General features: G+C 64.5%; 38 protein-coding genes. 24 read left to right on the top strand and 14 right to left on the bottom strand.

The genetic code is table 11. The annotated features are described in order from the left end of the window. Positions 1–2 precede the first annotated feature (2 nt). Entirely contained in the window at positions 3–419 is a 417-nt protein-coding gene (locus ABDJ38_RS10355) for a YidH family protein (protein ID WP_346785020.1), read from the top strand. 6 nt (positions 420–425) lie between these two features. On the opposite strand, the gene ABDJ38_RS10350 is transcribed toward ABDJ38_RS10355, so the two are convergent. Next, positions 426–731: a hypothetical protein gene (locus ABDJ38_RS10350; RefSeq protein WP_346785019.1), complete on the bottom strand. Its 306-nt coding sequence runs from the start codon at positions 729–731 to the stop codon at positions 426–428. Positions 732–834: 103 nt separating this feature from the next. Between ABDJ38_RS10350 and ABDJ38_RS10345 the strand changes: the two genes are divergently transcribed. Next, on the top strand, positions 835–1,248 hold the full coding sequence (locus tag ABDJ38_RS10345; protein WP_346785018.1) for a hypothetical protein: 414 nt from the start codon (positions 835–837) through the stop codon (positions 1,246–1,248). Position 1,249: 1 nt separating this feature from the next. On the opposite strand, the gene ABDJ38_RS10340 is transcribed toward ABDJ38_RS10345, so the two are convergent. From ABDJ38_RS10340 to gluQRS, 3 genes are read right to left on the bottom strand one after another with little or no spacing between them, the layout of a single operon-like run. After that, entirely contained in the window at positions 1,250–1,816 is a 567-nt protein-coding gene (locus ABDJ38_RS10340; RefSeq protein ID WP_346785017.1) for a cob(I)yrinic acid a,c-diamide adenosyltransferase, read from the bottom strand. 19 nt (positions 1,817–1,835) lie between these two features. Continuing rightward, positions 1,836–2,063 (bottom strand): hypothetical protein, encoded by a 228-nt coding sequence (locus tag ABDJ38_RS10335; RefSeq protein WP_346785016.1) that lies wholly within the window; start codon positions 2,061–2,063, stop codon positions 1,836–1,838. Beyond that, entirely contained in the window at positions 2,060–2,917 is an 858-nt protein-coding gene (gene gluQRS / locus ABDJ38_RS10330) for a tRNA glutamyl-Q(34) synthetase GluQRS (RefSeq protein WP_346785325.1), read from the bottom strand. The genes ABDJ38_RS10335 and gluQRS overlap by 4 nt, the downstream gene beginning before the upstream one ends. A gap of 145 nt (positions 2,918–3,062) precedes the next feature. Between gluQRS and ABDJ38_RS10325 the strand changes: the two genes are divergently transcribed. Further along, the gene (locus ABDJ38_RS10325) at positions 3,063–3,671 is read left to right on the top strand and encodes an HNH endonuclease (RefSeq protein WP_346785015.1); all 609 of its coding nucleotides are present in this window, start codon (positions 3,063–3,065) and stop codon (positions 3,669–3,671) included. A gap of 12 nt (positions 3,672–3,683) precedes the next feature. Here the strand turns inward: ABDJ38_RS10325 and ABDJ38_RS10320 are convergent, their stop codons facing one another. From ABDJ38_RS10320 to dksA, 4 genes are all read right to left on the bottom strand, one after another. After that, complete coding sequence (locus ABDJ38_RS10320) at positions 3,684–4,106, bottom strand: DUF4112 domain-containing protein (RefSeq protein WP_346785324.1); 423 nt, start codon at positions 4,104–4,106, stop codon at positions 3,684–3,686. A 19-nt stretch (positions 4,107–4,125) separates the two neighbouring features. Further along, positions 4,126–5,631 carry an ABC transporter substrate-binding protein gene (locus tag ABDJ38_RS10315; protein ID WP_346785014.1) on the bottom strand — a complete coding sequence of 502 codons (1,506 nt, stop codon included), beginning with the start codon at positions 5,629–5,631 and terminating at the stop codon, positions 4,126–4,128. Positions 5,632–5,738: 107 nt separating this feature from the next. Continuing rightward, the gene (locus ABDJ38_RS10310; protein WP_346785013.1) at positions 5,739–6,083 is read right to left on the bottom strand and encodes a PilZ domain-containing protein; all 345 of its coding nucleotides are present in this window, start codon (positions 6,081–6,083) and stop codon (positions 5,739–5,741) included. A 150-nt stretch (positions 6,084–6,233) separates the two neighbouring features. Further along, entirely contained in the window at positions 6,234–6,692 is a 459-nt protein-coding gene (gene dksA, locus ABDJ38_RS10305) for an RNA polymerase-binding protein DksA (protein ID WP_346785012.1), read from the bottom strand. 285 nt (positions 6,693–6,977) lie between these two features. On the opposite strand from dksA, the gene ABDJ38_RS10300 reads away from it, so the two are divergent. Next, on the top strand, positions 6,978–7,310 hold the full coding sequence (locus ABDJ38_RS10300) for an SEL1-like repeat protein (protein ID WP_346785011.1): 333 nt from the start codon (positions 6,978–6,980) through the stop codon (positions 7,308–7,310). Here ABDJ38_RS10300 and ABDJ38_RS10295 read toward each other — a convergent pair whose 3' ends face one another. The 5 genes from ABDJ38_RS10295 to ABDJ38_RS10275 are packed head-to-tail and all read right to left on the bottom strand — an operon-like array spanning position 7,311 to position 10,556. Further along, positions 7,311–8,450: a GNAT family N-acetyltransferase gene (locus tag ABDJ38_RS10295; protein WP_346785010.1), complete on the bottom strand. Its 1,140-nt coding sequence runs from the start codon at positions 8,448–8,450 to the stop codon at positions 7,311–7,313. A gap of 9 nt (positions 8,451–8,459) precedes the next feature. Next, positions 8,460–9,209 (bottom strand): glycerophosphodiester phosphodiesterase family protein, encoded by a 750-nt coding sequence (locus ABDJ38_RS10290; protein WP_346785009.1) that lies wholly within the window; start codon positions 9,207–9,209, stop codon positions 8,460–8,462. Between the two features lie 11 nt (positions 9,210–9,220). Next, positions 9,221–9,682, bottom strand: coding sequence for a RidA family protein (locus ABDJ38_RS10285; protein ID WP_346785008.1), 462 nt, complete (start codon positions 9,680–9,682; stop codon positions 9,221–9,223). After that, a complete protein-coding gene (locus tag ABDJ38_RS10280; RefSeq protein ID WP_346785007.1) occupies positions 9,679–10,308 on the bottom strand; it encodes an HAD family hydrolase in 630 nt (209 codons plus the stop codon). The genes ABDJ38_RS10285 and ABDJ38_RS10280 overlap by 4 nt, the downstream gene beginning before the upstream one ends. Beyond that, positions 10,305–10,556: a DUF3572 family protein gene (locus ABDJ38_RS10275; protein ID WP_346785006.1), complete on the bottom strand. Its 252-nt coding sequence runs from the start codon at positions 10,554–10,556 to the stop codon at positions 10,305–10,307. The genes ABDJ38_RS10280 and ABDJ38_RS10275 overlap by 4 nt, the downstream gene beginning before the upstream one ends. 95 nt (positions 10,557–10,651) lie before the next feature. On the opposite strand from ABDJ38_RS10275, the gene ABDJ38_RS10270 reads away from it, so the two are divergent. From ABDJ38_RS10270 to ABDJ38_RS10250, 5 genes are all read left to right on the top strand, one after another. After that, a complete protein-coding gene (locus ABDJ38_RS10270) occupies positions 10,652–11,023 on the top strand; it encodes a response regulator (protein ID WP_346785005.1) in 372 nt (123 codons plus the stop codon). A gap of 104 nt (positions 11,024–11,127) precedes the next feature. After that, the gene (locus tag ABDJ38_RS10265) at positions 11,128–11,370 is read left to right on the top strand and encodes an acyl carrier protein (protein WP_346785004.1); all 243 of its coding nucleotides are present in this window, start codon (positions 11,128–11,130) and stop codon (positions 11,368–11,370) included. Positions 11,371–11,378: 8 nt separating this feature from the next. Next, positions 11,379–12,602, top strand: a complete 1,224-nt coding sequence (gene spt / locus ABDJ38_RS10260; RefSeq protein ID WP_346785003.1) for a serine palmitoyltransferase — start codon at positions 11,379–11,381, stop codon at positions 12,600–12,602. Positions 12,603–13,152: 550 nt separating this feature from the next. Beyond that, positions 13,153–14,145 (top strand): PQQ-dependent sugar dehydrogenase family protein, encoded by a 993-nt coding sequence (locus ABDJ38_RS10255; RefSeq protein WP_346785002.1) that lies wholly within the window; start codon positions 13,153–13,155, stop codon positions 14,143–14,145. A gap of 123 nt (positions 14,146–14,268) precedes the next feature. Beyond that, positions 14,269–14,697 (top strand): OsmC family protein, encoded by a 429-nt coding sequence (locus tag ABDJ38_RS10250; RefSeq protein WP_346785001.1) that lies wholly within the window; start codon positions 14,269–14,271, stop codon positions 14,695–14,697. 4 nt (positions 14,698–14,701) lie between these two features. On the opposite strand, the gene ABDJ38_RS10245 is transcribed toward ABDJ38_RS10250, so the two are convergent. Continuing rightward, positions 14,702–15,358: a YqaA family protein gene (locus ABDJ38_RS10245; RefSeq protein WP_346785000.1), complete on the bottom strand. Its 657-nt coding sequence runs from the start codon at positions 15,356–15,358 to the stop codon at positions 14,702–14,704. 230 nt (positions 15,359–15,588) lie between these two features. Here ABDJ38_RS10245 and ABDJ38_RS10240 point away from each other — a divergent pair, with 230 nt between their 5' ends. From ABDJ38_RS10240 to ABDJ38_RS10170, 15 genes are all read left to right on the top strand, one after another. Then, positions 15,589–16,035, top strand: a complete 447-nt coding sequence (locus ABDJ38_RS10240; RefSeq protein ID WP_346784999.1) for a hypothetical protein — start codon at positions 15,589–15,591, stop codon at positions 16,033–16,035. Continuing rightward, complete coding sequence (locus tag ABDJ38_RS10235; RefSeq protein ID WP_346784998.1) at positions 16,025–17,473, top strand: DNA-packaging protein; 1,449 nt, start codon at positions 16,025–16,027, stop codon at positions 17,471–17,473. The genes ABDJ38_RS10240 and ABDJ38_RS10235 overlap by 11 nt, the downstream gene beginning before the upstream one ends. Before the next feature lie 103 nt (positions 17,474–17,576). Then, positions 17,577–18,026, top strand: coding sequence for a helix-turn-helix domain-containing protein (locus ABDJ38_RS10230; protein WP_346784997.1), 450 nt, complete (start codon positions 17,577–17,579; stop codon positions 18,024–18,026). Beyond that, positions 18,022–18,597 (top strand): VapC50 family PIN domain-containing toxin, encoded by a 576-nt coding sequence (locus tag ABDJ38_RS10225; RefSeq protein WP_346785323.1) that lies wholly within the window; start codon positions 18,022–18,024, stop codon positions 18,595–18,597. The genes ABDJ38_RS10230 and ABDJ38_RS10225 overlap by 5 nt, the downstream gene beginning before the upstream one ends. 78 nt (positions 18,598–18,675) lie before the next feature. Further along, entirely contained in the window at positions 18,676–19,851 is a 1,176-nt protein-coding gene (locus ABDJ38_RS10220; RefSeq protein ID WP_346784996.1) for a phage portal protein, read from the top strand. Beyond that, complete coding sequence (locus ABDJ38_RS10215) at positions 19,848–20,156, top strand: DUF6127 family protein (RefSeq protein ID WP_346784995.1); 309 nt, start codon at positions 19,848–19,850, stop codon at positions 20,154–20,156. Before ABDJ38_RS10220 ends, ABDJ38_RS10215 begins: the two co-directional genes overlap by 4 nt. Further along, positions 20,156–20,548, top strand: a complete 393-nt coding sequence (locus ABDJ38_RS10210; protein WP_346785322.1) for an HK97 family phage prohead protease — start codon at positions 20,156–20,158, stop codon at positions 20,546–20,548. The genes ABDJ38_RS10215 and ABDJ38_RS10210 overlap by 1 nt, the downstream gene beginning before the upstream one ends. Positions 20,549–20,798: 250 nt before the next feature. Then, entirely contained in the window at positions 20,799–21,938 is a 1,140-nt protein-coding gene (locus ABDJ38_RS10205; protein ID WP_346784994.1) for a phage major capsid protein, read from the top strand. 134 nt (positions 21,939–22,072) lie between these two features. Next, the gene (locus ABDJ38_RS10200; RefSeq protein WP_346784993.1) at positions 22,073–22,621 is read left to right on the top strand and encodes a head-tail connector protein; all 549 of its coding nucleotides are present in this window, start codon (positions 22,073–22,075) and stop codon (positions 22,619–22,621) included. Beyond that, on the top strand, positions 22,618–22,788 hold the full coding sequence (locus tag ABDJ38_RS10195) for a hypothetical protein (protein WP_346784992.1): 171 nt from the start codon (positions 22,618–22,620) through the stop codon (positions 22,786–22,788). The genes ABDJ38_RS10200 and ABDJ38_RS10195 overlap by 4 nt, the downstream gene beginning before the upstream one ends. Before the next feature lie 3 nt (positions 22,789–22,791). Next, positions 22,792–23,169 carry a DUF3168 domain-containing protein gene (locus ABDJ38_RS10190; RefSeq protein ID WP_346784991.1) on the top strand — a complete coding sequence of 126 codons (378 nt, stop codon included), beginning with the start codon at positions 22,792–22,794 and terminating at the stop codon, positions 23,167–23,169. Positions 23,170–23,192: 23 nt separating this feature from the next. Next, the gene (locus ABDJ38_RS10185; protein ID WP_346784990.1) at positions 23,193–23,600 is read left to right on the top strand and encodes a phage major tail protein, TP901-1 family; all 408 of its coding nucleotides are present in this window, start codon (positions 23,193–23,195) and stop codon (positions 23,598–23,600) included. Continuing rightward, positions 23,597–23,914, top strand: a complete 318-nt coding sequence (locus tag ABDJ38_RS10180) for a gene transfer agent family protein (protein ID WP_346784989.1) — start codon at positions 23,597–23,599, stop codon at positions 23,912–23,914. Before ABDJ38_RS10185 ends, ABDJ38_RS10180 begins: the two co-directional genes overlap by 4 nt. Continuing rightward, entirely contained in the window at positions 23,911–24,108 is a 198-nt protein-coding gene (locus ABDJ38_RS10175; protein WP_346784988.1) for a phage tail assembly chaperone, read from the top strand. The genes ABDJ38_RS10180 and ABDJ38_RS10175 overlap by 4 nt, the downstream gene beginning before the upstream one ends. Further along, complete coding sequence (locus ABDJ38_RS10170) at positions 24,101–24,685, top strand: tail tape measure protein (RefSeq protein ID WP_346784987.1); 585 nt, start codon at positions 24,101–24,103, stop codon at positions 24,683–24,685. Before ABDJ38_RS10175 ends, ABDJ38_RS10170 begins: the two co-directional genes overlap by 8 nt. The last annotated feature ends 10 nt before the right edge of the window (positions 24,686–24,695 follow it).

Below are 24,695 nucleotides of genomic sequence, written 5' to 3'. Positions count from 1 at the left end.
GTATGCCGGAAAGCGATTCCAACGATCAATCGAACGGCAAGAACGAACTTGCCGAGTTTCGAACCAATCTTGCTGAAGACCGCAATATCATGGCGATGGAGCGCACCTTTGCGGGATGGATACGCACCGCTTTCGCCGCCATCGGCATCGGCATCGGCTTTCGCGCCCTGTTTGGTGAATTCGACCCGCCATGGCTGGCGCGTGCCATCGCAACAGCCTTCATTCTTGCAGGCGCTTGGCTAGCGCTGGTAGCGCAGCACCGTGCGAGCAAGACTCTGTCCCGGCTGGATCCTCACGAACTCGAACGCCTGTCGCCGCCCAACTTCCGCGTGCTGGCATGGTTGGTAGCGGCAGGCGCTCTTGCGCTGACTGCGGGGCTCTGGATCCTTAACGATGGGAGCCTCGGGCCAGGCGGTTAAATCGGCCTAGCTATCGTCTTCAGGGCGGGCCGAAGGTTTGTAGAGACTCTCGTCGTCGTCATGCGCGGGCTCGCCGCGATAGGCATTCATGTCGATCCGGCCTGAGCTTTCCATGTCGCGCATGTGGTCGACCAGGTCCTGAGTGGAATCGCCGAGCACGTCGGTTTCGTTCGGACCCTTGGTGCTTTCGGTGGGGCTGCGCAGCTGCTGACGCAATTCGCCCGCACGATTGGCGACGCTTTGCGCCTGCGTCGAGGCATCGTCCTGCTCGGAATTGTGCACTTCGGGGGCAAGTTCGCTCTTGTCGGTCATAGAATTTCTCCTTTGCCAACAAAACGGACGAGCGGCGCGCACCGTTCCCGACAGGGGCGCACGAAAACCACAAGTTAACCTGCCACTGCTAAGCGCTCAGACCATGCAAGGTGGGTTTCTCAAGCTTGTAGCCGGGGCGCTGGTGATCGGCGCGCTGATGATGTTCGCAGCCCTGCAACTGATCGGCACCGAAACGAACAAGGGGCGCCTCGCGCAGATGGCCGATCAGCCAGCCGCGCCCGAGCCCATGATCCCGCCTAGCGCTGCCCCCATGCCGCCACCGATGTCTCAGCCGACGCCACAAGCCATGCCGGAAACGGTTTACGAGGACGATGGCTGGTATGGCGAAGAGAGCGTCGGCCGGGGCTTCTCCCCCGAACCGTTCGACCCGAGCCCCCAACTCGACGACCTTCCACCCGAAAACCTGCGGTTCGATCCGCTGCCCGAACCAGGAGTGGGCCAGCCCCAGATAGTGGCACCCGATGGCGCTGCGCCTGTTGAGGCACCGACGCAATAACTCAGCGGCGGGCCCCCGGCACCCACAAGACGTCGCCCGCGCCACCCTGATTGGCGAGCCGCGCAAGCACGAACAGATAGTCCGACAATCGGTTGATATAGGCCAGCGCCTGCGGGTTGACCGGCTCCCCTGCCGCCAGCGCCGTCATTGCGCGCTCGGCCTGCCGCGCCGCCGCGCGGGCGAGGTGGAGCCGTGCCGCAGCCTCGCTGCCACCGGGCAGGACGAAGCTGGTCAGCGGGGCAAGCTCGGCATTTTCGGCGTCGATGCGCTGCTCCAGCCACTCGGTCTGGACGGCGACGATGCGCAAGGTCATCTCAGAGGGAGTAAAATCCTCACCCGGCGTGGCGAGATCCGCGCCGAGATCGAACAGGTCGTTCTGGATGCGCCGCAAGTGCTCGGCCAGGCTGCCATCGAGCACGCATATCGCAAGGCCGATGGCGCAATTGGCCTCGTCCACCGCGCCCACGGCTTCCAGCCGCGGGTGATGCTTGGGCAGGCGCGAGCCATCGACCAGCCCGGTCGTGCCATCATCGCCCGTGCGGGTATAGATGCGGTTCAGGCGAACCATGCGCCGCTGCGCAACCAGATCAGCTGTTGATCGCGAGAAGGACCAGAACCGCCACGATGGCGAGCGCCTGATACTTGATGCGCGACATCATGGCCTTGTTCTGCCGCATCTGCAGCTCGGCGGAGTTGGTGCCGCCGTTTTCCAGGTCCACCTTGGTCGTCTGCAGGAACGCAACAACGCCGCGCACCAGACTGACAACCACCATGAGCGACAGCCCGACGATCAGGATAACGAGAAGGACATTCATAAGTCGCTATGTAGGCCCTCTGACAGCGAAATGCCAGCGGGCAGCTTTCCGGCGCGCAGATGCTCGGCCAGCACGCGCCCATCTTCACCCGCTTGCCTGAGTTCGGCGAGCGCGGGCGAACCTCGACGCTTCGCCAGCTTGCGCCCATTTGCGTCGAGCAACAGAGGATGATGGTGCCAGGTTGGAACCGGCAGGCCGAGCAGGGCCTGCAACAGGCGATGGACATGGGTGGAATCGAACAGGTCCATCCCGCGCGTCACCAGCGTCACCCCATCGGCGTTGTCGTCGATGGTCGCGGCGAGGTGATAGCTGGCAGGCGCATCCTTACGCAGGATCACCACATCCCCGAACAGCTCCGGCCGCGCCTGCTGTTCACCCGCCAGTTCGTCTACCCAGGTGAGCGGCCCGGCGATTTCGCATGCCTGCGCCATATCGATCCGCCAGGCGCAGTGGCTGGTATCGCCGATGACGGGATGCTCGCGACAGGTGCCGGGATAGACCTGTGAGCCATCGGGCGCAGTTTCGCGCGCGGCGGCAGCTACTTCTGCGCGGGTGCAGCGGCAAGAGTAGAGCACTCCGAGCGAGCGATAGAGCACCTCCTGCGCCATCCAATCGTATTGGACCACGCGCGTCGACTGCGCGGGCACCTCGTCCCATTCGAGACCCAGCCATGCGAGATCTCGGCGAAATTCGTCTGCCAGTTCGGGCCGCGAGCGGGCACCGTCGATATCCTCGATCCGCAGGAGGAAGCGGCCTCCTCGCGCCACGGCCAGATCGTGCGCAACGATTGCGGAAAAGGCGTGGCCGAGATGCAAGCGCCCGTTGGGGCTGGGGGCGAAACGGGTCACGATCATGTCATCACTCGGCCCCACTCTGCTCTCTCTTGCAGCGCCCATGCCATGCGACTCGCGAAAATTCCTGTGGATTCGATTTTTGTAACAGGCTTGACGCTTTCCTGCGCAAATGCTCCTTTCGACCGCATCAGGGAGGACACAAGCCGTGTTCAATGCCGAACTGATCGAACGGGCCGCGCGCTTCCGCAGCGCCGATGAAGACCCTACGCGCAGGCTTGAATCCTGCCCCGCACTGGTGCTCAACGCGGACTACACCCCGCTCTCTTATTATCCACTCAGCCTGTGGCCGTGGCAGACCGCGATCAAGGCGGTGTTCCTCGAACGGGTGGACATCGTGGCGAGCTACGAGCGCGCGGTGCATTCGCCCTCGCTCGACATGAAAATCCCCTCGGTGATCGCGCTCCGGCAATTCGTGAAGCCGAGCGAATTTCCCGCCTTCACGCGCTTCAACCTGTTCCTGCGCGATCGCTTCGCCTGCCAGTATTGCGGCAGCGAGAAGCATCTCACCTTCGATCATGTCGTGCCGCGCCGCCTCGGCGGGAAGACGACCTGGGAAAACATCACCACCGCCTGCGCCCCGTGCAACATGAAGAAGGGCGGGCGCACGCCGAAACAGGCAGGTATGCGGCTGCAATACGAGCCGATCCGGCCCACCAGCTGGCAGCTGCAGCAGCAGGGCAAGGGCTTTCCCCCGAACTACCTGCACGAAACCTGGCGCGACTGGCTCTATTGGGACATCGAACTGGAGGCCTAAGCCTCTCGCAGCCTATTGCTCGATAACCTGCGTTTGCGGGTGATGCTTGTCGAGATGCTTCTTCACGATCCTGAGGTTACGCGTGTTGGAGCGGAACAGGAAGTCGAACAGGTCGCCCGCCACCGGCACCGCGCCCACCGCGCCATCGAAGGCGACATTGCCCGCCATTCGCATCAGCTTCCACTTCGGCATGCCCAGGTTGCGCGCCTCCCACACGATATAGGCGCCCATCGCCATGCCGATGATGTCGCCCGCCACGGGCACCAGCCCGACCAGCGCATCGAGACCCACCGGGCGATTGAGGCCGGGGATGACGAAGCTGCGTTCGAGCAGAAGCTCCATCGCTTCGATGCGGCGGCGCACCGAATGCGGGTCGTTGCCGAGCGGCAGGTCGGCGGTCATGGGGCGGGGCTTGGTTTGCATCGGCGTCGGCATGGGCATGCTCCTCGCCCTTCTATCTGGGGACCTCGGCCATCGGCGGCAAGGGATGGAAGGCATAGCGGTTGGGCGAGAACCCCTGCGATCCGCTGCGCACCAGTGACCAGCGGATCGGCGCGCCGATCGGGATATAGACGTTCTCGCGCGCCATTTGCAGCTCCGCCTGGGCGATCAGGCTGGCACGCACGATAGGGTCGAGCGCGTTCATCGACTGGGCGACAAAGCTGTCGGCCTGCTGGCTGCACAGGCCCTGGCGCAGCGAGCATGCAAACTGGTTGAGGAACCAGCGCGGATCAGAAAAACGCGCCACCCGGTCGACCAGAACCAGATCGGCCTTGTCCCGGTCTTCCGCCCGTTCGAGCCGGACGTTGATCGTGGCCAGTTGTTCGGCGAGGCCTTGGAGCAGCAGATCAAGTCCCGGCCCCTCGTCGATGGCAAGCGTCAGACGCACTGGGCCCGACGTCTCGCTATCCTGCCGGGCAGTGTACTGCTGCACGCGGGCCCGCGCGGTTTCGCGACGCTGTTCGAGCGACTGATCGGCCCAACGCTCGCCCACCAGGCCTGGGTCTCCAGGCAAACCAGGGGCGACGAGACGCGTGCTTGCCGTCCATCCGCCAACGTTGAAGGGCGCCATCACCGCCGGCCGGTCGAGTGCCATGGCGATTGCCTCGCGCAGGACAGCTTCCTCAAGCAGCCCCTGCGCCTCGCGCACACGCAGGCCAAGCAAACCGATCGCCGGATCGATCTGCAAGGTTCCGCGCGAGAGCGGGCCGATGTCGACCAGCGGCAGGTTGTCGATCCTCCCGCCCAGCACGATGCTGACATCGCCATCGTCGAACATCGCAAGCGCGCGCGGCGCCAGTTCCGACACGAGCAGCAGGTCGCGAACCTCTTCCTGCCATTCCGGAACATCGGGCAGGCCGCGCTCGACTGGCGGCTTGAACCTGAACAGCAGCTCGCCGACGAGCGCCCCTTCGCTCTCATCGGGCTGTTGCGCGGTCCGCTCAACCGTCATCGGCCCCGTGCCCTCGTGGCGCAGCGCGAGTTCGGGTTGTGCAAGCAGAGTGAGCAGCTCGGGCACCGGCGTGGTCAGGCGTATTTCGACCACGCGCCCGGTCATCGCGCGGATTTCGTCGATGGGGGAAAGGTCAAGGCCAAGCGAGGTCCCTCTGAGTGCCCTGAGGTTGCGCCGCAGCTCATCGCGCACCGATTGCGCGCTCATCTCGCTGCCGTCGGCCCACTCGTCCTCGCGCAGCCGGAAAATGAAGCTGAGACCATCGTCGGTGACGATCCAGCGCTCCGCCAGCGCAGGCACGACCTCGCCGCGTGCGTCGAGCGCGACAAGGCCCGACTCGGTCGCCGCGCGCACCAGCTGTGCGCCGCTCGACAGGCGCACCCCCTCGGCCAGCAAGTCTTCCTCATCGCCGATCAAGGCCACCGTGAACTCGCCATCGCCCCCCTGCCCGCAACCCGCCAGCAACAAGGCAAGCGCGCAGGCCAGAGGTCGAACAATCCGACGCACAGCCAGATTTCGGGAGGGGGCAAGAGGGGCCAGCATGGAGGCTGGATTACGCAGCCTGCGCGAAGGCTTCAATGGTAAGGTGAGAATGTGCCTGGAAGGGCAGGAGCTCAGATCTTGCGAAACTGCTCGCCGCGCTTCGCCTGACCAGCGCTGGCGGGCGCTTTGGTACCCAGGGGTTCACGCACTTGCTTGGGGTCGATCTCGTCAAGGAAAGCGATGCCGAAGCGGTTGTCCTGACGCCAGGCCACCGAGCCCTTCACCCAGCCGATATTGCGCAGCTCGACCTCGACCGGAGAGCCACGGCCGACATCGACATCGCCCTCGGCCATCATGCCGCCGGTCGAAAGGTTGCGGACCTTGACCTTGTTGGGATGGTCCACGCCATCAACGCGCACCTGCGCAAGCAGGAACAGGCTGTCGCGATCGACCTGGCGGGTTTCGACGTTGCTCATCGCGCGGATACGTCCCTAATATGCTGTCGCCGCCGAGAACGATTGCCGGTCCGACGGAATTCCTTGATGCAAACGCCAGCGAGCTTGTCTTCACACCCCTAACGAGTGGTTAACCCGACCCCACGCGCGATAAACCTGTCCCATAATGGGTCAATCGTCGCGAGAAATCTTTTCGCGCCGTTCGTGCGCTTCCTGCGCTTCCACGGTCATGGTGGCGATCGGTCGCGCGATCAGGCGGTTGATGCCGATTGGGTCGCCCGTCACTTCGCAATAGCCATATTCACCCTGATCGATCCGGCGCAGTGCGGCATCGATCTTGGAAATCAGCTTGCGCTGCCGGTCGCGTGTACGCAGTTCGATGCCCCAGTCGGTTTCGCTGGAAGCGCGATCGTTGAGATCGGGCTCGCGGATCGGGCCATCCTGCAGGTTCTGCAAAGTGCCCACCGAAGCTTCGAGGATCGAACGCTTCCATTCGAGCAACAGTACCCGGAAATAATTCAGCTGCTTGTCCGACATGTATTCTTCGTTCTCGTCCGGCGCATAGTCGCGCGGCAAGGCCCGCTTGGCCTTGTTGAGAACGTCGATGTCGTCGCCCGTGACAGACGCCATGATTACGTTGCTCCGCACCCAGTATTAAGGACCGCCCATCCTGCGGATCAATCGGGCCGGACCTGCTCGTACAGGTCTCTGTAACGCCAAACTCCTTGGGCTGTCGCTGGGGCGCGCCTATAGTGGTCGCACCCGAGGCAGACAAGCGACAAGTTGACCCTGTCCCGATCTGTCGCGCTGCCATTGGCAAAAAACAGGTCGCGTTAACCATATGTTGACCATGCTCGTATGACCTGCGGGCCATGGTTTCCGGGATCGACCTCCTGGACCTCATGGGGACAATCAATGGAACTTGCGACACAACAAGCCTTTGCCAGCCTTACCCCCGCCGACATCAGCCGGGCGGATGTCATGGTGGCGCAATGCCTTGCCGATGCAGCACAGGGCGATATCGAGGCCTACTTCAGCCTCGGCGTGGCCTTCTCGACCGGCAGCCATGGTATCGATTGCGAACTGATCGAGGCACATAAGTGGTTTAACCTTGCGGCAGCTGGAGGCCACGAAGAGGCCTGTCAGTGCCGCTCTGATGTAGCCAGCGAGATGACCGCGCGCGAAGTGGCAGAAGCCCAGCGACGGGCACGCGAATGGTTGCGTGCCGATTTTCGCAAGTGTGCCTGATCAGCCTTTTTTGAACGGGGTCATTTCCCCCAGCCTCAGCTGATCCAGAGCAATGCCCTGCCGTTCGGCCTCGACGAATTCGGCCACGGCCCGACGAAAGTCCGGGTGGGCGATATAGTGAAACGAGGTGGTGGCCACCGGCTCATAGCCCCGCGCCAGCTTGTGCCCGCCTTGCGCGCCTGCCTCAACCCGTTCGAGACCCAGTTCGATCGCCAGTTCGATGGCGCGATAGTAGCAAAGCTCGAAATGCAGGAACGGCTTGTCGACGAGACAGCCCCAATAGCGCCCGTAAAGCGCGCTTTTTCCGATGAAATTGAGCGCCCCGGCGATCGGATCGCCAGCATCGTCGTGCGCCAATAGCAGCAGAATTTTCTCGCCCATGCGCTCGCCCATCAGGTCGAAGGCAGCGCGGGTGAGATAGGGCGTGCCCCACTTGCGCGCGCCGGTGTCCTGATAGAACAGCCAGAACAGATCCCAGTGCTCGGGCCGGATAGAATCGCCGCGCAGCGTACTGACGGTAATCCCCTCGTTCGCCGCCGCGCGCTCCTTGCGCAGGGTCTTGCGCTTGCGTGAGGACAGTTCCCCCAGAAAATCGTCGAAGCTGGCATAACCGCGGTTGACCCAGTGGAACTGGATATCCTCGCGCCGTAGCCAGCCTTGCTCCTCGAACAGCTCCGCCTGCGCCGGTTCCACGAAGGTTGCATGAGCCGACGACCAGCCGTTGATATCGACCAGCTGCGCCGCCGAGCGCAACAGCGGGCCAGCCAGCGCCGGGTCGCGCAACAGCAGGCGCGGACCGGTTGCGGGGGTAAAAGGTACGCTGATCTGCAGCTTTGGGTAGTAATCGCCGCCGGCCCGCATCCAGGCATCGGCCCAGCCATGGTCGAACACATATTCGCCCTGGCTATGCTGCTTGAGGTAGGACGGCATCGCGCCCAGCAGCGCGCCATCCTCGTCCTCCAGCACGATCGGCGCGCTTTGCCAGCCGGTGCCCGGCCCCACGCTTTCCGAGTCTTCAAGCGCGGTGAGAAATTCGTGGCTGACGAAGGGATTGTCGCTCCCGGCCAGCGCGTTCCAATCGGCCTCCGGTATCGCCCCCACCGAGGGCCGGATTGCTGCGCTGATCTTGCCGCTCGTCATGCCCCCGATCTAGGTACGCGCCTGGAAGGCTGCCACCCCCGCCCCCTCAAGGATGGGCATGGCGCCCGCCTCCAGCGCTGTTTCGAGCGCTGCGGCGCTGTCGACGGTCCAGCTCACCAATGGTGCCTTGCGCGCGATCTGGCGGCGCGACAGCCCGCTGGGCAGGTCGCGCACATCGAGCGCGAGGAAATCGGGTTTCGCCAGTTCTACCGCCAGCCGCCGCTTGATATGCGCTATCAGCGTGGGGCGACCTTCTTCGGTCACAACCAGACCCAGCGGGAACGATGAGCCATGCTTGGTGAACCAGCGCGCCACGCGCGGGTCGAAGCTCATCACGGCGACATCTCCGCCATATCCCTCGCAATCGCGCCGCACCGCCCGGCACAGCGGACCAACCGGGCGATCAGCCTCGGTCTTGAGTTCGAGCAGCAGCGGCACTTCCCCGCCAACCAGCGCGAGCATGTCGCGCAGCGTGGGGATGGTCTCGCTGCTGCCGCGCAGGGTGATCGCAGTCAGCTCGCCCACGCCGCGGTCCGCGAGCAAGCCGCTCTCCTCGGTCAGGCGCGCAAGCTCAGCATCGTGGAACACCATGACGCGCCCGTCGGCGGCCTTGCGCAGATCGCACTCGATCCCGAGCCCGGCCTCGATCGCCGCCCTGAAGGCCGCGAGCGAATTTTCCGGACAGCCATCACCGTGAAGCCCGCGATGGGCATAGGCATGTCGGCCAATCCAGCCGCAGTCCTTTGCCTGTTGCTCCATCGCCGCCCCGATCAGTCTGCTGCCAGTTCAATCACCGCATCGACCTCAACCGCCGCGCCAAGCGGCAGCGCGGGTACGCCGACCGCCGCGCGAGCATGTTTGCCGAGTTCGCCGAACACATCCGCCATCAGCTCGGAGGCGCCGTTGGCGACCTTGGGCTGATCGGTAAAGTCGGCGGTCGAATTGATGAAGGCGCCCAGCTTGACGACGCGGCTCACCCGGTCGAGCGAAATCCCTGCGGCCTCCAGCTGCGCGAGGATCATCAGCGCGCAGGCCCGCGCCGCTGCCGCACCGTCTTCAAGCGACACATCATCGCCCAGCCGACCGGTGACGAGCTTGCCATCGATAAAGGGCAGCTGGCCCGAAACGTGGGCGAGATTCCCGCTCATCACCACCGGCACATAAGCGGCAACGGGCGCAGCCGCAGCCGGCAGGGTGATCCCCAGTTCCGCGAGACGGGCAGCGATGGTCATGATGATGCATTCTCCAATTGGTCGTTGATCCACGGCAAGGCCTCGGCCCAGGTGTCGATGCGCGCATGGGCTGCACCGGCCTGATGCGCGCAGGGCACATGCGGCGCGATTGCCGGTTCGCCGCAAAAGTGCAAGCGGCGTACCGTCGGTACGTGCTCGGAGGCCGACTGGTGATGGCTGGCGATATCGTCGATAAACACCGCCAGGCTCGGGCTGTAGTCCTCAACGATGGCGCTCAATGCCCCGCCTTTCGGGCCCTGATTGGTGAACACCCGCGCCTCGATCCCCAGCCGCTGTAACTGCCGCACCCGCGCTTCCTGCCGCGAATCGATGAGGTTGGTGAGCACGACCACGTCGGCCCGCTCCTGCAATGTATTGATCGCCTCTACCGCCCCGGCAATCGGCTCCTGACTGTCCATCTGGGTATCAAAGAACAGGCCCAGCAGGCGCCACATTTCTTCCTCCTGCAGCGGCTCGGTCTCGCCATGGCGACGCATGGCCTTGGCGAAGGAATGAGTTTCCAGCTCAAGCCCCACCTGATGCTCGGCATCGAGCCACTCGCGAAAGTGGCGGACCATGTGCAGCAGCACCTCGTCGCAATCGGTGACGATGAGCGGACGATTCATTCGGAAACACTCCTGTGGTCAACCAGCACCCCCGGCGCGACGCCCAGCGCATCGGCCGCAGCAACCAGATCGGGTTCGTGCGCGGCCAGAAAATCGAACACCGCCTGATGGGTGGCGCTCTCGCCAATCGCCTCGCGCAAACCATCGGGCGTGAGCCCGGTCAGCGCGAGGAAGCGGTCGGCCCGCGCGCTATCGGCCAGAATCCAGCCCAGCGCTGCCAGCGCGAGCGTTGCCCGGTCGGCTTCCATGGTTGATGAGTCCTTAGGAATTGTCACTTTTCCACAAGCGCGGTAGAGGGAGAGCAGATCGGTCTGGCGAACAACAGGCCGCCATGGGGGCAGCAATGTCAAAACGGATCCTTGTTGTCGAGGATAACGATCTCAACCGCAAGCTGTTCTGCGACGTTTTGCGCGCGGGCGGCTTTTCGGTCGAGCCGGTCGCCGATGGCAAGGAGGCTATTGCCCGCGCCCGCGCTTTCGCGCCCAATCTGGTGGTTATGGACATCCAGCTGCAGGACGTTTCGGGCCTCGACCTGATCGCGCACCTGAAGGGCGACAGCGCGCTGTCGGAAGTCCCCGTGCTCGCGGTCACCGCCTATGCCGGCAAGGGCGACGAGGAGCGCATCCGGCTCTCGGGCGCCGAGGGATATCTGTCCAAACCGGTCAGCATCGGGCCGTTCATGGCTGCGGTTAAGGGGCTGGTAGGCACGAACTAGCCGGTGCCCGATGGCCTCGCCGCCTTGACAAGCACCCGCGCTCGGGCTTTGCCCGGCACCATTGGGGCCATGCGCCCGCGCGTAACAGCAGATAGGACCTTTTCATGGACCGTGCCGAAGTCGACAGCCGGATTCGCACCATCATCGAGCCGTTCAACAAGAAGTCGGTGGAGATCACCGACAGCACCAGCTTTGCCGGCGATCTCGAGTTCGACAGCCTGACGGTGATGGACTTCGTCGCCGCGATCGAAGACGAGTTCGACATCATCATCTCGATGAACCAGCAAGCCGAAATCGAGACCTACGGCCAGCTGGTCGACGCCGTCACCGGCATGCAGGGCAAGTGAGCGCGCAGATGAGCGAAACCATGACCGCCGCCGCGCCTGACCTGTTCGCCAAGTTCGACGAAATCATCCAGATCCGCGAGAACCTGCTGGCGAGCGGGGTGGAAGATCCCTTTTCACTGGTGATGGAGAAGGTGCTCTCGCCGACCCGTGCGATCTGCAACGGGCGCGACACGATCCTGCTCGGCACCTACAACTACATGGGCATGACCTTCGATCCCGACGTGATCGCGGCGGGCAAGGACGCGCTTGACCAGTTCGGCTCAGGCACCACCGGCAGCCGCGTGCTCAACGGCACCTATCAGGGCCACCGCGAGGTGGAAGACGCGCTGCGCGAGTTCTACGCCATGGATCACGCCATGGTGTTCTCGACCGGCTATCAGGCCAACCTCGGGATCATCTCCACCATCGCTGGCAAGGGCGATTACATCGTGCTCGACATCGACAGCCATGCCTCGATCTGGGATGGCTGCGCGATGGGCAAGGCCGAGGTCGTACCGTTCAAGCACAACGATATCGAGGCGATGGAAAAACGGCTCAAGCGCATCCCCGAGGGCGCGGGCATTCTGGTGGTGCTCGAAGGCGTCTATTCGATGCTGGGCGATGTGGCGCCGCTGAAAGAGATGGTCGCGGTGGCCAAGAAATACGGCGCGATGGTGCTGGTCGATGAGGCGCACTCGATGGGCTTTATCGGCGAACATGGCCGCGGCGTGGCCGAGGATCAGGGCGTGCTCGATCAGGTCGACTTCGTGATCGGCACCTTCTCGAAGTCGGTCGGCACGGTGGGCGGGTTCTGCGTATCCAACCATCCCAAGTTCGAGATCATGCGGCTGGTGTGCCGCCCCTATGTGTTCACCGCCAGCCTGCCGCCTTCGGTGGTGGCAACGGCGGCAACTTCGGTGCGCAAGCTGATGCACGCGGGCAACAAGCGCGCGCACCTGTGGGAGAACTCGCGGCGGCTGCACGGCGGGCTGACCGAGCTGGGCTTCACGCTCGGCACCAGCGAGCCGCAGAGTGCAATCGTGGCGGTGATCATGCCCGACCTCCAGAGGGGCGCGTCGATGTGGGAGGCGCTGCTGCACGAGGGGCTTTACGTGAACCTCGCGCGCCCCCCGGCAACGCCTGCGAACATGACGCTGCTGCGCTGCTCGCTGTGCGCCGAACACTCGAGCGAAGAGGTCGAGACGATCCTCGGCATGTTCGAGCGTGCCGGCAAGGCGGTGGGGATTATTTGAGGGCCATTTAATTGTCCTTCGTGTCAGTATTTATGCCGCCCAACAATAGACATTGAAAAATTTTGGTGCGCGTGGCTAAATCCCACCGGATGGTGGTCGCAGGGACTAAAATGTAATGTCACGGAACTTATTGCGCGACTTTTGGCGTATGTCTGCAGCTGGGCTAGCAATCAGTATGCTCGCTGCATGCGGTGGCGATGATAGCGCGGCTGGCGGCACACCGCCTCCACCGCCACCGCCACCGCCTGTTTCTTTTAGCTCGCCTGCCGAAGCCGCCGTCCCCGAAAACACTACCGGCGTAGTCTACACCGCAAGTGCAGATGGTGGAACAGGCGTCATCGAGTTCAAAATCGTCGGCGGGGCAGACGCAGACGCTTTCACCATGACTTCGGCGGGTGCGCTAAGCTTCAATGAGGCACCCAACTTCGACCTCGAGCAGGATGCTGACGGCGACAACGTCTACGCCGTCACGATCGAAGCGCGCGCCGGGAGCCAGAGCGCGACGCTCGCGCTGGCGATAACAGTCACGAATCTGCGCGAGGGCATAGCGGTGACGCGAATCGCCACCGGCTTCACCGACCCGGTCGGCTTCGCACGAACCGGCGAAGCCGCGCAGCTGATCGTTGGCGAACGTGAGGGAACGGCTTGGCTGATCGACGGGAAAACCGGTGCGCGCACGGCGGTGACCGACATCGCCACGGTTGCCGGCACGGAACTGCTAGACATAGCGTTCGGCCCCGCCAACGCTTTCTACAAAGGGCCAATTCTCCTTCGGAAGACAGCGGACAGCATTTACCTGTTCCGACCCAACGTCGGCAGCTTTATCGACGCTGGTTTGGCAACCGGCAACACGACCGATGTGACAGCGTCGGTCTATTTCGCTGCCAATGGTCGATTGTTCGCTGCGGTCGGCGATCCGCGCGGCACCATTGCGCAATCAGACGACAGCTTTTCGCCCGGCGGTTTCGGCAAGTTCTTCGTCGAGGGAAACCCCTATGCCTATGCCAGTTTACGATCGATTCCACTCATCCAAGCTGGCAAAGGTCTCCAGGCACCGACAGCCTTAGACAACTTCAGTGATCAACTTATCCTCTTCGATGGCGGATCGACGAAAGAGCACGAGATCTCCGTGTTCACCCCGACGCAACCATCGCTTAACTTCGGCTGGCCGTTCTACGAGGGCACGGTAGAGTTCCAGAACGGCGCCCCGGGCGGGCTTGTCACTCCCTCGCTGGTCTATCCTCATGGAGACGGTCCGCGCGAGGGGCTCGGCCCCGTTGGCGGCATAGTGTATCAGGGCGCAATTCCCGGCATTGCCGGACATTTTGTCTTTGCCGATCGTGACGGAACTATCTGGTCGATCCCGAGCGAAAAATTGACCGATGCGAAACTGCATCGAGTGGCAGAACTCGAACGGCGCACCGCCGATTTCACTCCGGATATCGGCGCGATCGATCAAATCGTCGAGATGACCGCTGATGCGCAAGGCACACTCTATATCCTTGACGCTGACGGGGAGGTGTTCCGCGTAGATCCCGCCTAACGGCCGCGGGTCTGGCCAATTGTACGACCAGATATCGGCGGATCTGACCCAGTCCTTTCTCTCAATTGCCCAAGGAACATCCAGACCATGTCGTGCGTCTCCTGAGCAAAGGAGAACCACGACATGACCACCAACACCGGCAGCGCCCGCTACGAAGGCCTCGGCAAGAGCGGCAAGGGCCACGTTTCGACCGGCTCAGGCGCGCTGAGCGAGCAGCCCTATGGCTTTGCCACCCGCTTCGAGGACGAGCCCGGCACCAACCCCGAAGAGCTGATTGCGGCGGCCCACGCTAGCTGCTTCACCATGGCGCTGAGCTTTGCGCTCGCCAAGGAAGGCTTCGAGGATGGCACCATCGAAACGCAGGCCAAGGTGAAGCTGGAGAAGGACGGCGACGGCTTCGCGGTCACCCGCTCAGACCTCGTCACCAAGGCCAGCGTGCCCGGCATCGACGAGCCCGTGTTTCACCGCATCGCCAACGAGGCCAAGGCGGGCTGCCCGATTTCCAAGTTGCTCAAGGCCGAAATTACGCTCGACGCCGCACTGAACGGCTAAACCGTCAGAGCTGGTCGAGGCTCGTCACATTCGCGCAGACGTCGGCCGGATCGGCCTTGCCATCATCATGGCCGACCTGCGCGATCAGCACGAAGCCGCCGATCACCAGCACCATAAACAGACCCGTCAGCCAGGCGAGGTACTTGTCGATAAAGGCCTTGATCGGCGCGCCGAACACGCGGAACAGCGCGCCCACGGCCATGAACACCATGCCCCGCCCGGCAATCGAGGCGAGCACGAAGGTGCCGAAGTTCATGGAAATGAATCCGGCGGTGATCGTCAGCAGCTTGAACGGCACCGGCGTGGTGCCTGCAATCACGATCGCCTGCCAGTCGTTCTCGCGAAGGTAGCAGGCGGCTTTGGGAAAGGCCTCGGACAGGCCCAGCACACCGATCAGCCACTCTCCAATCGCCTCATACAGGAAGTGCCCGATGGCATAGCCCGCCATCCCACCGAGCACCGAAAAGACCGTGCAGATCGCAGCAAAGCGGATCGCCTTCTTCGGTTCAGCCAGACACATCAGGCCCAGCAACGGATGCGGCGGGATCGGGAAAAAACTCGATTCGACGAAGGCGAAGAACGCCAGCCATCCCTGCGCGTGGCGGTGCTTGGCCTTGTCCATCGTCCAGTCGTAAAGCGACTGCAGCAGCTTGGTAATCATGCGGTTTCCGGTCCCGAGCCCCGTTGCAGCTATCGCGATTAGGCGAGCGATGCAGCCAGAGCAAGCGGCACGAAATAACCTATATGGCACTTTTATATTGACATCGTAACGCTCTTGGGTTAGCAAAGGACAACATCGCGATAGAGCGAGTCGGCAAGAGGCGGTTCCCACCACGGGGTGCCGCCTTTTTTGATGCTCGCCGCCAGCGCCAACGACGGGATTTTGCATAGATGGCCAAACGCAACTGGGAGACCACCTTCATCAATGAACTGGCAGAGACCTCGAATGTGAAGGCTGCCACCAAAGCCGCCGGGGTAAGCCAGTCGTTGGTTTACAAGCGCCGCCGCCAAAGCGCCGAGTTTGCCGCCCGCTGGTATGCCGCGCTGGCGGAAGGGTACGACAGCCTCGAAATGGACCTGCTCGCCCGCCTGCGCGAGGGGCGGCTGGAGGACGTCGACGAGGATGGCAATAAGCGCAAGTACGACATCGGCACCGCCTTTCGCTGTCTGCTCGCCCACCGCGAGAGCGTGGCGCGTGAGAAAGGCCGCCAGACGTTGCAGGACGAGGTGATCACCATGCGCGAGATCAACGCCAAAATCGACGCCCAGCGCGCCCGCGAAGAGCGCGCCGCCGAGCTCGAAGCCAAGCGCCAGAGCACGTCGCGCGATGGCGAGTAAGCAGCCGCGCGACAGCCGGGGCCGCTGGTTCCGCGCGGGTGGCGAAGGTGGAAGCCACCGGCGGCTGGCGCTCGACAAGACGCTGCTGGCGCACGAACGCAAAGCATTGGGCTCGTGGCACTGGGAGGTCTGGGGACGCGACGAACAACTGCCGCCACCGGGCGCTTGGCGGATCTGGCTGATCTGCGCCGGACGCGGCTTCGGCAAGACCCGCGCGGGCGCGGAATGGGTGCGCAATGTCGCGCGCCACGATGGCACTGCGCGCATCGCGCTGGTGGGCGCTAGCCTCTCGGAGGTGCGCGCCGTGATGGTCGAGGGCGAAAGCGGCATTCTGGCCGCCTCGCCACGCGCGCTGGTGCCCGATTTCGAACCGTCGCTCAAACGGCTGACCTGGCCCAACGGCGCGCAGGCCTTCCTCTATTCGGCGGGCGAGCCCGAAGGCCTGCGCGGCCCGCAACATACCCATGCCTGGTGCGACGAGATCGCCAAGTGGGACAATGCCGGGGGCCGGGCGATGGATTGCTGGGACAACCTGCAACTGGGGATGCGGCTGGGTGAGCACCCGCGCATTCTCGCCACCAGCACCCCGCGCGCGGTGCCGCTGATGCAGCGCCTGCTGGCCGAGGCCGAGCGCGGCGACGGCAGTGTGGCGCTGGCGCGCGGACGCACGGCGGACAACGCCGGGGTACTGCCGACCGCCTATTACGAGGCGATGCTGAGCCAGTTCGGTGGCTCGTCGCTGGGGCGGCAGGAGTTGGACGGCGAAATGCTGCGCGAAGTCGAGGGGGCGCTGTGGACCCGCGCCCTCTTGGAAAGATGCCGCCAGACTCCCCCTCCCCTTGAGGGGAGGGGGCCGGGGGGTGGGGGTACGGCGCCTGCGCGTGGCGACACCGCAGCCCCCCTCCCCACCCCCTCCCGGCCGTGGGAGGGGCTTTCGCGGATCGTGGTCGGCGTCGACCCGCCCGCCTCGGCACGCGGTGACGAGTGCGGGATTATCGTCTGCGGCGTGACGCCCGAGGGCCTTGGCCAGGTGCTGGCCGACCACTCGGTCGGCGGCGCAACGCCCGAGCGCTGGGCCTCCGCAGTGGCCGAGGCCGTACGCATCTGGCGCGCCGACCGCGTGATAGCCGAGGCCAATCAGGGCGGCGACATGGTGCAGAGCGTTCTGCGCGCAGCGGACTGCGCGATGCCGGTGAAACTGGTCCACGCCAGCCGAGGCAAGGCCGCGCGGGCCGAGCCGATTGCGGCTTTGTACGAGGCGGGCCGGGTGCAGCATGTCGGCCAGTTCGCGGCGCTGGAGGACCAGTTATGCGGGTTGCTGGCGGGCGGGACTTATGAAGGGCCGGGGCGCTCGCCGGATCGGGCCGATGCGCTGGTTTGGGCGCTTAGTGAGTTGATGTTGGGGCGGAGGAGGAGGCCGAGGGTGTGGAGTATTTGACTCAATTTGCAGCTTCAATTTGACTTGGAATTTTTACGGCTGTTTCGGATATTGCGTTTAGCTTGAGGATGATTCATATGACCTCAATCTAGGAGAAGCCGCAATGACCGATACGATTGATGCCTCCGGCACGCCCTTCGTGCCGGACGAAACTGATTCCGAACTGGCCGCAACAGCTAGCCGTGAACTCGCGCGGGCCAGCAAGGCCTCCGTCAATGTGCGTTTAGAAGATGGCACCGACCTTCTTCTCCCAAAAGCCGTCACTCCACTATTGATTAAGATTTTGACGGAGATGGCACAAGGTAATGCTGTGACTTTGATTCCTCTTCACGCAGAACTTACGACGCAAGAAGCGGCTAATCTTTTAAACATCTCTCGTCCATATCTAAGCAAATTACTTGAACGTGGTGAGATTGCCCATCATAAGGTAGGCACTCACAGGCGCATCAAATTTACGGACCTAGAGAGCTACAGGATGTCTCGTGAAAAAGAGCGGATCAACAGCCTCAGCGAGTTAGCAAGGCAAGCGCAAGACGAGGGCATGGGCTATTAAGCACTCCCGCTACACTGCTGTTTTTGATGCGTGCGTGTTGTACCCTGCGCCACTCCGCGATTTGTTGCTTGAGTTGTCGTCTTGCACGCTATTTCGAGCAAAGTGGAGCAACGAAATTCATGCGGAATGGATTGATGCGCTGTTGAAAAAGCGCGACGATCTAGACCGTTCCAAGCTTGAGCGCACAAGGGACTTGATGAATTCAGCGATACTGGATTGTCTAGTTGAAGGCCATATGGACCTTGTACCCATACTAGATTTACCTGACCCGAACGATCGTCATGTTCTGGCTGCCGCGATTCACTCTGGTTCAGATGCAATAATCACATTCAACTCCAAGGACTTTCCAGAAGAAGTCCGAGATAGATACGATATAGAAGTCCTCCATCCTGACGATTTCATCAGGTTCCAATTCGACTTCGACAATGCTGCAGTGATCCTTGCAGCGCAAAGATGTAGGGAAAGGCTGAAGAACCCAGCCATCAACGTTTCTCGATATCTTGAAACTCTTGCAAAGCAAGGTCTCACAAAGACCGTAGACGCACTCGCGCCATTCAGTTCGGTCCTCTGAAACCACCCAGTTAAATCTTGCACCGACCGCTTAGACGGATCGGTCAGCTTATCTCGCGCCAATTAACGAGGAAATAGCATGTCCTTCATCGACACGCTCCGCTCCGCCTTCAAGGGCGGGGACGGGGCTCGCGTGCCTTTGGCGCGCAGCTTCACTTCGCCCTGGGCCCTCGCCTACGAGGCCCACACGGGGCGGACCGGCTTCGACTACACCGCCTCCATCCGGCGCGGCTATATCGAAAACCCCGTCGCCCAGCGCGCGGTGCGGATCGTTGCCGAGGGCGTCGGCAGCGCGCCGATGGCCGAGGCCGATCCCAAGGCGCTCGCCCTCGTGCAGGCCACCAGCGCGGGGCAATCGCTGCTCGAAACGCTCGCCGCGCATCTGCTGCTTAACGGCAATGGCTTTGTACAGATCGCCCGCGATGCCTCGGGCAAACCAGCAGAGCTGTTCGCCCTGCGCCCCGAGCGCATGAGCGTCGTCCCCGGCGCCGACGGCTGGCCCGCCGCCTATCGCTACACCGTTGGCGACACCAGGGTCGACCTGCCGCTGGAGGACGAGGACGGCTGGCCCTGCCTGATCCACCTTAAAACGTTCCACCCGACCGACGACCACTATGGCGCGGGCTGTCTCGTGGCTGCCGAACAGTCGGTGGCGATCCACAATGCCGCCGCCAGCTGGAACCGCGCGCTGCTCGAAAACGCCGCCCGGCCCTCGGGCGCGCTGGTTTACGATACGGGCGAGGCCTCCACGCTCACCGGCGAGCAATTCGACCGGCTCAAGGAGGAACTGGCCGCAGCCTATCAGGGCGGCGGCAATGCGGGCCGTCCGATGCTGCTGGAGGGCGGGCTCAAGTGGCAGAGCCTGTCGCTTTCGCCTGCCGACATGGACTTTGCCGAACTGAAAGCCGCCGCCGCGCGTGACATTGCGCTCGCCTTCGGGGTGCCGCCGATGCTGCTCGGGCTGCCGGGGGACAATACCTATGCCAACTACAAGGAGGCCAACCGCGCCTTGTGGCGGCTCACGCTGCTGCCGCTGGCGGCGAAGATCCTCGGCGGGATTTCCGAGGGGCTGCAACCGTGGCTCCCCGGTGTCGCCCTCGCGGTCGATCTCGACCGGGTGCCCGCACTGTCGGAGGATCGCGAGAAGCTGTGGGCACAGGTCACCGGCGCCGACTTCCTGAGCGAGGCCGAGAAGCGCGCCATGCTCAGCCTGCCTCCCGGACCCGAACAAAACACGAACGGAGATAGCCAATGACCCGCGAAGACATGCTCGCCGCGCTCATCGCACAGGCGCAGACCGGCGGTGCCGACCTCGTGACCCTGCGCGCCATCGTGGAGGAGGCGAGCGAGCTGGGCGCGGACCGCGTGCTCACCCGCATCGGCCTGGAGGACGACCACGCGCAGGGCGATATCGACGAACTGCGCGAGCTGCTCGATGCCTGGCGCAGCGCCAAGGCAAGCGCGTGGAAGGCGACCGTCGAATGGGTTGTGCGCGGGGTGCTGGCGCTGCTTCTGGTCGGCATTGCCGTGCGTCTCGGCGTGTTCGGGCTGCTGCGGTGATGGTGCGGCTGGCAGGCTATGCCGCCCTGTTCGACGTGGCCGATGCCGCGGGCGACACCATCCGCAAGGGCGCTTTTGCCCGCACCTTGGAGGACCGGCGCGAGCCGCTGCCGCTGTTCTGGCAACACCGGCCGGAGCAGCAGATCGGCACGGTCGATCTGGCGCAGGAGGATGACAAGGGCCTGCGCGTGATCGCCCGGCTCGACAATCCCCGCAGCCGCGCGGTGAGTGAGCTGCTCGGCAAGCGGGTGAACGGCCTCAGCTTCGGCTACCGTGCGCGCGGTTATCGCCGCACGCTTGATGGCCGTGTGCTCGAAGATATCGACCTGTTCGAGGTGAGCCTCGTGACCCAGCCACTCCAGCCCGGAGCCAGGGTGCATTTCGTCGCCTAGAGTCTGATGACATTAGCCTGATCCACCTTGCTCCCCTCCCCTTGGGGAGGGGCTGGGGGTGGGGGCTCGACGCTGGCTGGCGTAAAACCCCCATCCCAACCCTTCCCCACGGGGAAGGGCTTTGCGGGTCAATGCTATGTCATTCCCGCTCTGGCTTCCCTCAACCCCTACAAAAATCCCCTCTGACCAGCCCCACACTCGGGGGCGGTCTCATTTCTCGTGCCCCCAACCGAAAAGGGAAATTGCTGCTATGGATATGGAAATCGAAACCGAAGTGATCGCGCAGAGCTTCGATCTGGTCTCACGCCAGGACGAAGCCGAGAAGGCGATCAAGGTGCTGCGCTCGGACGTCGACGAGGTGAAGGCCCGGCTCGACCGTGTCAGCCGCGCCGCTTCGCGCCCCGCGCTTGATGGCGTGGTGAAGACCGAAAGCCCCGAAGTGAAAAGCTTCGTCACCGGCTACCTGCGGCAGGGCCGCGAGGCCGAGCTCAAGTCGCTTTCGGGTCTCACGCCGGGTGACGGCGGCTATGCCGTGCCGCGCGAGATCGACGCGATGATCGCCAGCGAGCTGAAAAACATCTCGCCGATCCGCCAGATCGCGCAGGTCGTGCAGGTCGGCAGCGCCGGCTATCGCAAGCTGGTCGCCACCGGCGGGGTCGCCTCGGGCTGGGTCGGCGAGGGCGATGCTCGTCCCGAAACCGCCAGCCCGACCTTCGCCGAGGTCGCCCCGCCATCGGGCGACCTCTACGCCAACCCCGCCGCCAGCCAGGCCATGCTCGACGATGCCGGGTTCGACCTCGAAGGCTGGCTCTCCGCCGAGATCGCGGTCGAGTTCGCCGCTGCCGAGGGCTCTGCCTTCGTGGCGGGCACGGGCGTCAACCAGCCGCTCGGCTTCCTTGCCTCGGCCACGTCGATGGCGGGAGATGCGGTGCGCCCCTTCGGCAGCCTGCAATATATCGGCTCGGGCGATGCCTCTGGCTTCGATGCCAACCCGGAAAGCCGGCTGATCGACCTCGTCCACACGCTCAAGGCCGGCCACCGGCAGGGCGCAAGCTGGGTGATGAACTCGGCCACGCTGGCCGAGGTGCGCAAGATGAAAACCAGCGACGGGGCTTTTTTGTGGCAGCCGGGCCTCGTCGAAGGCCAGCCCGACCGTCTGCTCGGCTATCCGGTGGTCGAGGCCGAGGACATGCCCGATATCGCGGCGGACCAGTTCCCGATCGCCTTCGGCAACTTCCGCAACGGCTACCTCATCGCCGAACGCTCGGCGACGACGATCCTGCGCGATCCGTTCACCAACAAGCCCTTCGTCCACTTCTACGCCACCAAGCGCGTGGGCGGGCAGGTGCTGGATAGCGCCGCGATCAAGCTGCTGAAGATCGAGGCCTAAGCGCCTTCGATCCGCCGGGCGGTGCCAGCCTCAGGCACGCCCGGCGCCCGTGCGCGCCCGCTAACCGCGAGCCACTCCCCCCTCCTCGCCGGAGCGGGCGCGCCTTTGTTCTTGCCGAGACACAGGAGACCGCCATGCAGCGGCAACTCGTCACGCCACCTGACCTTGCCGGAGCCGCGCTCACCGAGCTGAAGGCCTGGCTGGCAATCACCACCGCGCGCGACGACGCGGAGCTGACCCGCCTGCTCGCCGCCAGCCTCGCCACCTGCGAGGCCTTCACCGGCAGAATCGCGCTGGAGGCGACCTACGAAGAAATGCGCGAGGCCAGCACCAGTTGGCAGACGCTCGACCTGACGCCCGTGCGTGCAATCCTCGCGGTGGAGACGCTGGCGAGCGATGCCTCGCGCACCACGCTGCCGCCGACCGGCTATCTGGTCGACATCACGGCGCGGGCGGAGGGCCGATTTCGCCTCGCCGTGCCGGTCAGCGAGAAGCGGCTGGTGGTTCGCTACACAGCCGGTCTCGCCGCCGACTGGGACCTGCTGCCCGCCGACCTGTGCCACGGCGTGCTGCGCCTTGCCGCACACCACTTCCGCGCCCGCGAGGACGACAGCGCCAAGACCGCCCCACCCGCCGCCGTCGCGGCGCTGTGGCAGCCCTGGCGGCGGATGCGGTTGGCATGATCGCGGCGCAAATCCCCGGGCTCGCCGGGCTTGCGCGGGCGCTCGAACGGCGGGCGCGCAATCGCGCGCTGGCACTAGTCGCCGAGCGCCACCTCAACGCCGCCACCGACGAGCAAGCCTGGCGCCGCGCCGAGTGGCTGTGGCCGACCTTCACATCGGAGCAGTAACCCATGGAAAGTGCCTTGCGCATTGCGCTGATCGACTGGCTGGCAAGCGATCCGCTGCTCAATTCCATCACCGAGGAAGTGCCCACCCGCACCAGCGCGCCCTGGCTTGCCATCGCCACCAGCGCCAGCATCGACTGGAGCACCAAGGACCGGCGCGGGCGCGAGGTGCGCGTGGCGCTCGAACTGCACCTGCGCGGCGAGGAGGCGGGCGAAAGCGCCGACCTCGCCGCGCAGGTCGCCGACCGGATCGACACCATGCCCGCCGTGCACAGCAGCTTCCGCCTCGTCTCGACGCAGTTCCTGCGCGGGCGCGCCGAACAGCGCGCGAACCTCAGGCGCGCGGTGCTGCTCGAATACCGTTTCCGCCTTTTCGAAGCCTGATTTCATTCACGGAGAACCTGCCCATGACTGCCCAAAAAGGCTCTGCCTTCCTGCTCAAGATCGGCGACGGCACCGGCTCGCCCGCCTATGCCACCGTCGCCGGGCTGCGCACCACTCAGCTTTCCATCAACGGCGACGCGGTGGTCGTCACGCACAAGGAATCGGGCGGCTGGCGTGACCTGCTGTCGGGCGCAGGCACGCGCTCGATGTCGGTCAGCGCGGCGGGGATTTTCCTCGGGTCGAGCGCCGAAGCCGCCGTGCGCGCCCATGCGCTCGCTGGCACCATCGAAGACTACGAGCTGAGCTTCGAGGACGGCGAGAAATTGCGCGGGCGTTTCCTCGTCCAGCGGCTCGACTATGCGGGCGATTTCAACGGCGAGCGCAACTATACGCTGCAGCTCGAAAGCTCCGGTCCGGTGGTCCCGGCATGAGTCAGGCTCGCCACAATCCCGCACGCGGCGAAGCCACGCTGGTGGTGGCAGGCAGGCCCCTGCTGCTGCGCCCCAGCTTTCAGGCACTGGTGCTGGCCGAGGAAGAGCTTGGCCCGCTGTTCGCGCTGGTCGAGCGGGCGGGCGAGGGCCAGGTGCGCCTGTCCGAGATCGCCGCGCTGTTCTGGCACTGCCTTGCCGAGCAAGGCGATGCCACCCGCGAACAGGTGGGCGAGGCGGTGATGGCGATGGGCCTTGCCGCCGCCGCTGCACCCTTGCGAACCATTCTGCGCCAGATCCTGCAAGGCCGCCCATGAGCGAGCACCTCTCCGACAGCGCCCTGCGGCTGTGCGGGGAGCTGTGCCGGTCGCTGGGCTGGCCCCCGCAGGATTTCTGGCAGGCAACCCCAGCGGAACTTTTCTGCATTTTCGCAAACCAAAATGGCGATCCGGCCGAGGGCCTAACGCGCGGCGAGCTGGCCGCATTGCTGGAGCAAGACAGGCATGACTGACGATCTCGAACCGCTGCTGGTGGAAGTGCGCGCCAGCACCAGCGATTTCCGCGCCGACATCGAAACCATGCGCGCGAGCGTCGACAGCTCGCTCGTGGGCGGGTTCGAAAAGGCCGGGTCGGTGCTCGAACGCGGGCTGCTCGGCGCGATTCGGCGCGGCAGTCTCGGCTTCGACGACCTCAAGCAGGTCGCCCTGCGCGCGATGAGCGAAATCGCCGCCAGCGCCGTGCAAAACGGCCTCGGCGCGCTGTTCGGCGGCGGCCCGGCAAAAGGCGCGAGCGGCGGGCTTGGCGGCCTGCTCGGAAATACGCTCGGCGCGCTGCTGGGCCTTCCGGGGCGCGCCACCGGCGGACCGGTCGCGCCCGGAACGCCGTTCCTCGTCGGCGAGCGCGGCCCCGAGCTGTTCGTGCCGACCTCGGCGGGCCGGGTCGAGACGCTCGCCCCGCAAGGCCGCGGCAAGGACGTGCGCGTGTCGATCAATCTCGCCGCTGAGCGCGGCACCGACAGTCCGGCAATGTTGCGCCGCTCGTCGCGCCAGGTCGCCAGCGCTGTCGCCCGTGCGCTGCGCGGCGCCTGAGGGAGGAAAC

It is taken from the genome of Aurantiacibacter flavus (assembly GCF_039710615.1).
In the GTDB taxonomy this organism is placed as follows: Bacteria; Pseudomonadota; Alphaproteobacteria; order Sphingomonadales; family Sphingomonadaceae; genus Alteraurantiacibacter; species Alteraurantiacibacter flavus.
This window is presented reverse-complemented; position numbering and strand designations above follow the sequence as displayed.

Excerpts from the sequence above, each read along its gene's own strand:
- ABDJ38_RS10355 (WP_346785020.1), top strand. The coding sequence starts at position 3 with ATGCCGGAAAGCGATTCCAACGATCAATCGAACGGCAAGAACGAACTT.
- ABDJ38_RS10350 (WP_346785019.1), bottom strand. The coding sequence starts at position 731 with ATGACCGACAAGAGCGAACTTGCCCCCGAAGTGCACAATTCCGAGCAG.
- ABDJ38_RS10345 (WP_346785018.1), top strand. The coding sequence starts at position 835 with ATGCAAGGTGGGTTTCTCAAGCTTGTAGCCGGGGCGCTGGTGATCGGC.
- ABDJ38_RS10340 (WP_346785017.1), bottom strand. The coding sequence starts at position 1,816 with ATGGTTCGCCTGAACCGCATCTATACCCGCACGGGCGATGATGGCACG.
- ABDJ38_RS10335 (WP_346785016.1), bottom strand. The coding sequence starts at position 2,063 with ATGAATGTCCTTCTCGTTATCCTGATCGTCGGGCTGTCGCTCATGGTG.
- gluQRS (WP_346785325.1), bottom strand. The coding sequence starts at position 2,917 with ATGATCGTGACCCGTTTCGCCCCCAGCCCCAACGGGCGCTTGCATCTC.
- ABDJ38_RS10320 (WP_346785324.1), bottom strand. The coding sequence starts at position 4,106 with ATGCCGACGCCGATGCAAACCAAGCCCCGCCCCATGACCGCCGACCTG.
- ABDJ38_RS10310 (WP_346785013.1), bottom strand. The coding sequence starts at position 6,083 with ATGAGCAACGTCGAAACCCGCCAGGTCGATCGCGACAGCCTGTTCCTG.
- dksA (WP_346785012.1), bottom strand. The coding sequence starts at position 6,692 with ATGGCGTCTGTCACGGGCGACGACATCGACGTTCTCAACAAGGCCAAG.
- ABDJ38_RS10300 (WP_346785011.1), top strand. The coding sequence starts at position 6,978 with ATGGAACTTGCGACACAACAAGCCTTTGCCAGCCTTACCCCCGCCGAC.
- ABDJ38_RS10295 (WP_346785010.1), bottom strand. The coding sequence starts at position 8,450 with ATGACGAGCGGCAAGATCAGCGCAGCAATCCGGCCCTCGGTGGGGGCG.
- ABDJ38_RS10290 (WP_346785009.1), bottom strand. The coding sequence starts at position 9,209 with ATGGAGCAACAGGCAAAGGACTGCGGCTGGATTGGCCGACATGCCTAT.
- ABDJ38_RS10285 (WP_346785008.1), bottom strand. The coding sequence starts at position 9,682 with ATGACCATCGCTGCCCGTCTCGCGGAACTGGGGATCACCCTGCCGGCT.
- ABDJ38_RS10280 (WP_346785007.1), bottom strand. The coding sequence starts at position 10,308 with ATGAATCGTCCGCTCATCGTCACCGATTGCGACGAGGTGCTGCTGCAC.
- ABDJ38_RS10275 (WP_346785006.1), bottom strand. The coding sequence starts at position 10,556 with ATGGAAGCCGACCGGGCAACGCTCGCGCTGGCAGCGCTGGGCTGGATT.
- ABDJ38_RS10270 (WP_346785005.1), top strand. The coding sequence starts at position 10,652 with ATGTCAAAACGGATCCTTGTTGTCGAGGATAACGATCTCAACCGCAAG.
- ABDJ38_RS10265 (WP_346785004.1), top strand. The coding sequence starts at position 11,128 with ATGGACCGTGCCGAAGTCGACAGCCGGATTCGCACCATCATCGAGCCG.
- spt (WP_346785003.1), top strand. The coding sequence starts at position 11,379 with ATGAGCGAAACCATGACCGCCGCCGCGCCTGACCTGTTCGCCAAGTTC.
- ABDJ38_RS10250 (WP_346785001.1), top strand. The coding sequence starts at position 14,269 with ATGACCACCAACACCGGCAGCGCCCGCTACGAAGGCCTCGGCAAGAGC.
- ABDJ38_RS10245 (WP_346785000.1), bottom strand. The coding sequence starts at position 15,358 with ATGATTACCAAGCTGCTGCAGTCGCTTTACGACTGGACGATGGACAAG.
- ABDJ38_RS10240 (WP_346784999.1), top strand. The coding sequence starts at position 15,589 with ATGGCCAAACGCAACTGGGAGACCACCTTCATCAATGAACTGGCAGAG.
- ABDJ38_RS10235 (WP_346784998.1), top strand. The coding sequence starts at position 16,025 with ATGGCGAGTAAGCAGCCGCGCGACAGCCGGGGCCGCTGGTTCCGCGCG.
- ABDJ38_RS10230 (WP_346784997.1), top strand. The coding sequence starts at position 17,577 with ATGACCGATACGATTGATGCCTCCGGCACGCCCTTCGTGCCGGACGAA.
- ABDJ38_RS10220 (WP_346784996.1), top strand. The coding sequence starts at position 18,676 with ATGTCCTTCATCGACACGCTCCGCTCCGCCTTCAAGGGCGGGGACGGG.
- ABDJ38_RS10215 (WP_346784995.1), top strand. The coding sequence starts at position 19,848 with ATGACCCGCGAAGACATGCTCGCCGCGCTCATCGCACAGGCGCAGACC.
- ABDJ38_RS10210 (WP_346785322.1), top strand. The coding sequence starts at position 20,156 with ATGGTGCGGCTGGCAGGCTATGCCGCCCTGTTCGACGTGGCCGATGCC.
- ABDJ38_RS10205 (WP_346784994.1), top strand. The coding sequence starts at position 20,799 with ATGGATATGGAAATCGAAACCGAAGTGATCGCGCAGAGCTTCGATCTG.
- ABDJ38_RS10200 (WP_346784993.1), top strand. The coding sequence starts at position 22,073 with ATGCAGCGGCAACTCGTCACGCCACCTGACCTTGCCGGAGCCGCGCTC.
- ABDJ38_RS10195 (WP_346784992.1), top strand. The coding sequence starts at position 22,618 with ATGATCGCGGCGCAAATCCCCGGGCTCGCCGGGCTTGCGCGGGCGCTC.
- ABDJ38_RS10190 (WP_346784991.1), top strand. The coding sequence starts at position 22,792 with ATGGAAAGTGCCTTGCGCATTGCGCTGATCGACTGGCTGGCAAGCGAT.
- ABDJ38_RS10185 (WP_346784990.1), top strand. The coding sequence starts at position 23,193 with ATGACTGCCCAAAAAGGCTCTGCCTTCCTGCTCAAGATCGGCGACGGC.
- ABDJ38_RS10180 (WP_346784989.1), top strand. The coding sequence starts at position 23,597 with ATGAGTCAGGCTCGCCACAATCCCGCACGCGGCGAAGCCACGCTGGTG.
- ABDJ38_RS10175 (WP_346784988.1), top strand. The coding sequence starts at position 23,911 with ATGAGCGAGCACCTCTCCGACAGCGCCCTGCGGCTGTGCGGGGAGCTG.
- ABDJ38_RS10170 (WP_346784987.1), top strand. The coding sequence starts at position 24,101 with ATGACTGACGATCTCGAACCGCTGCTGGTGGAAGTGCGCGCCAGCACC.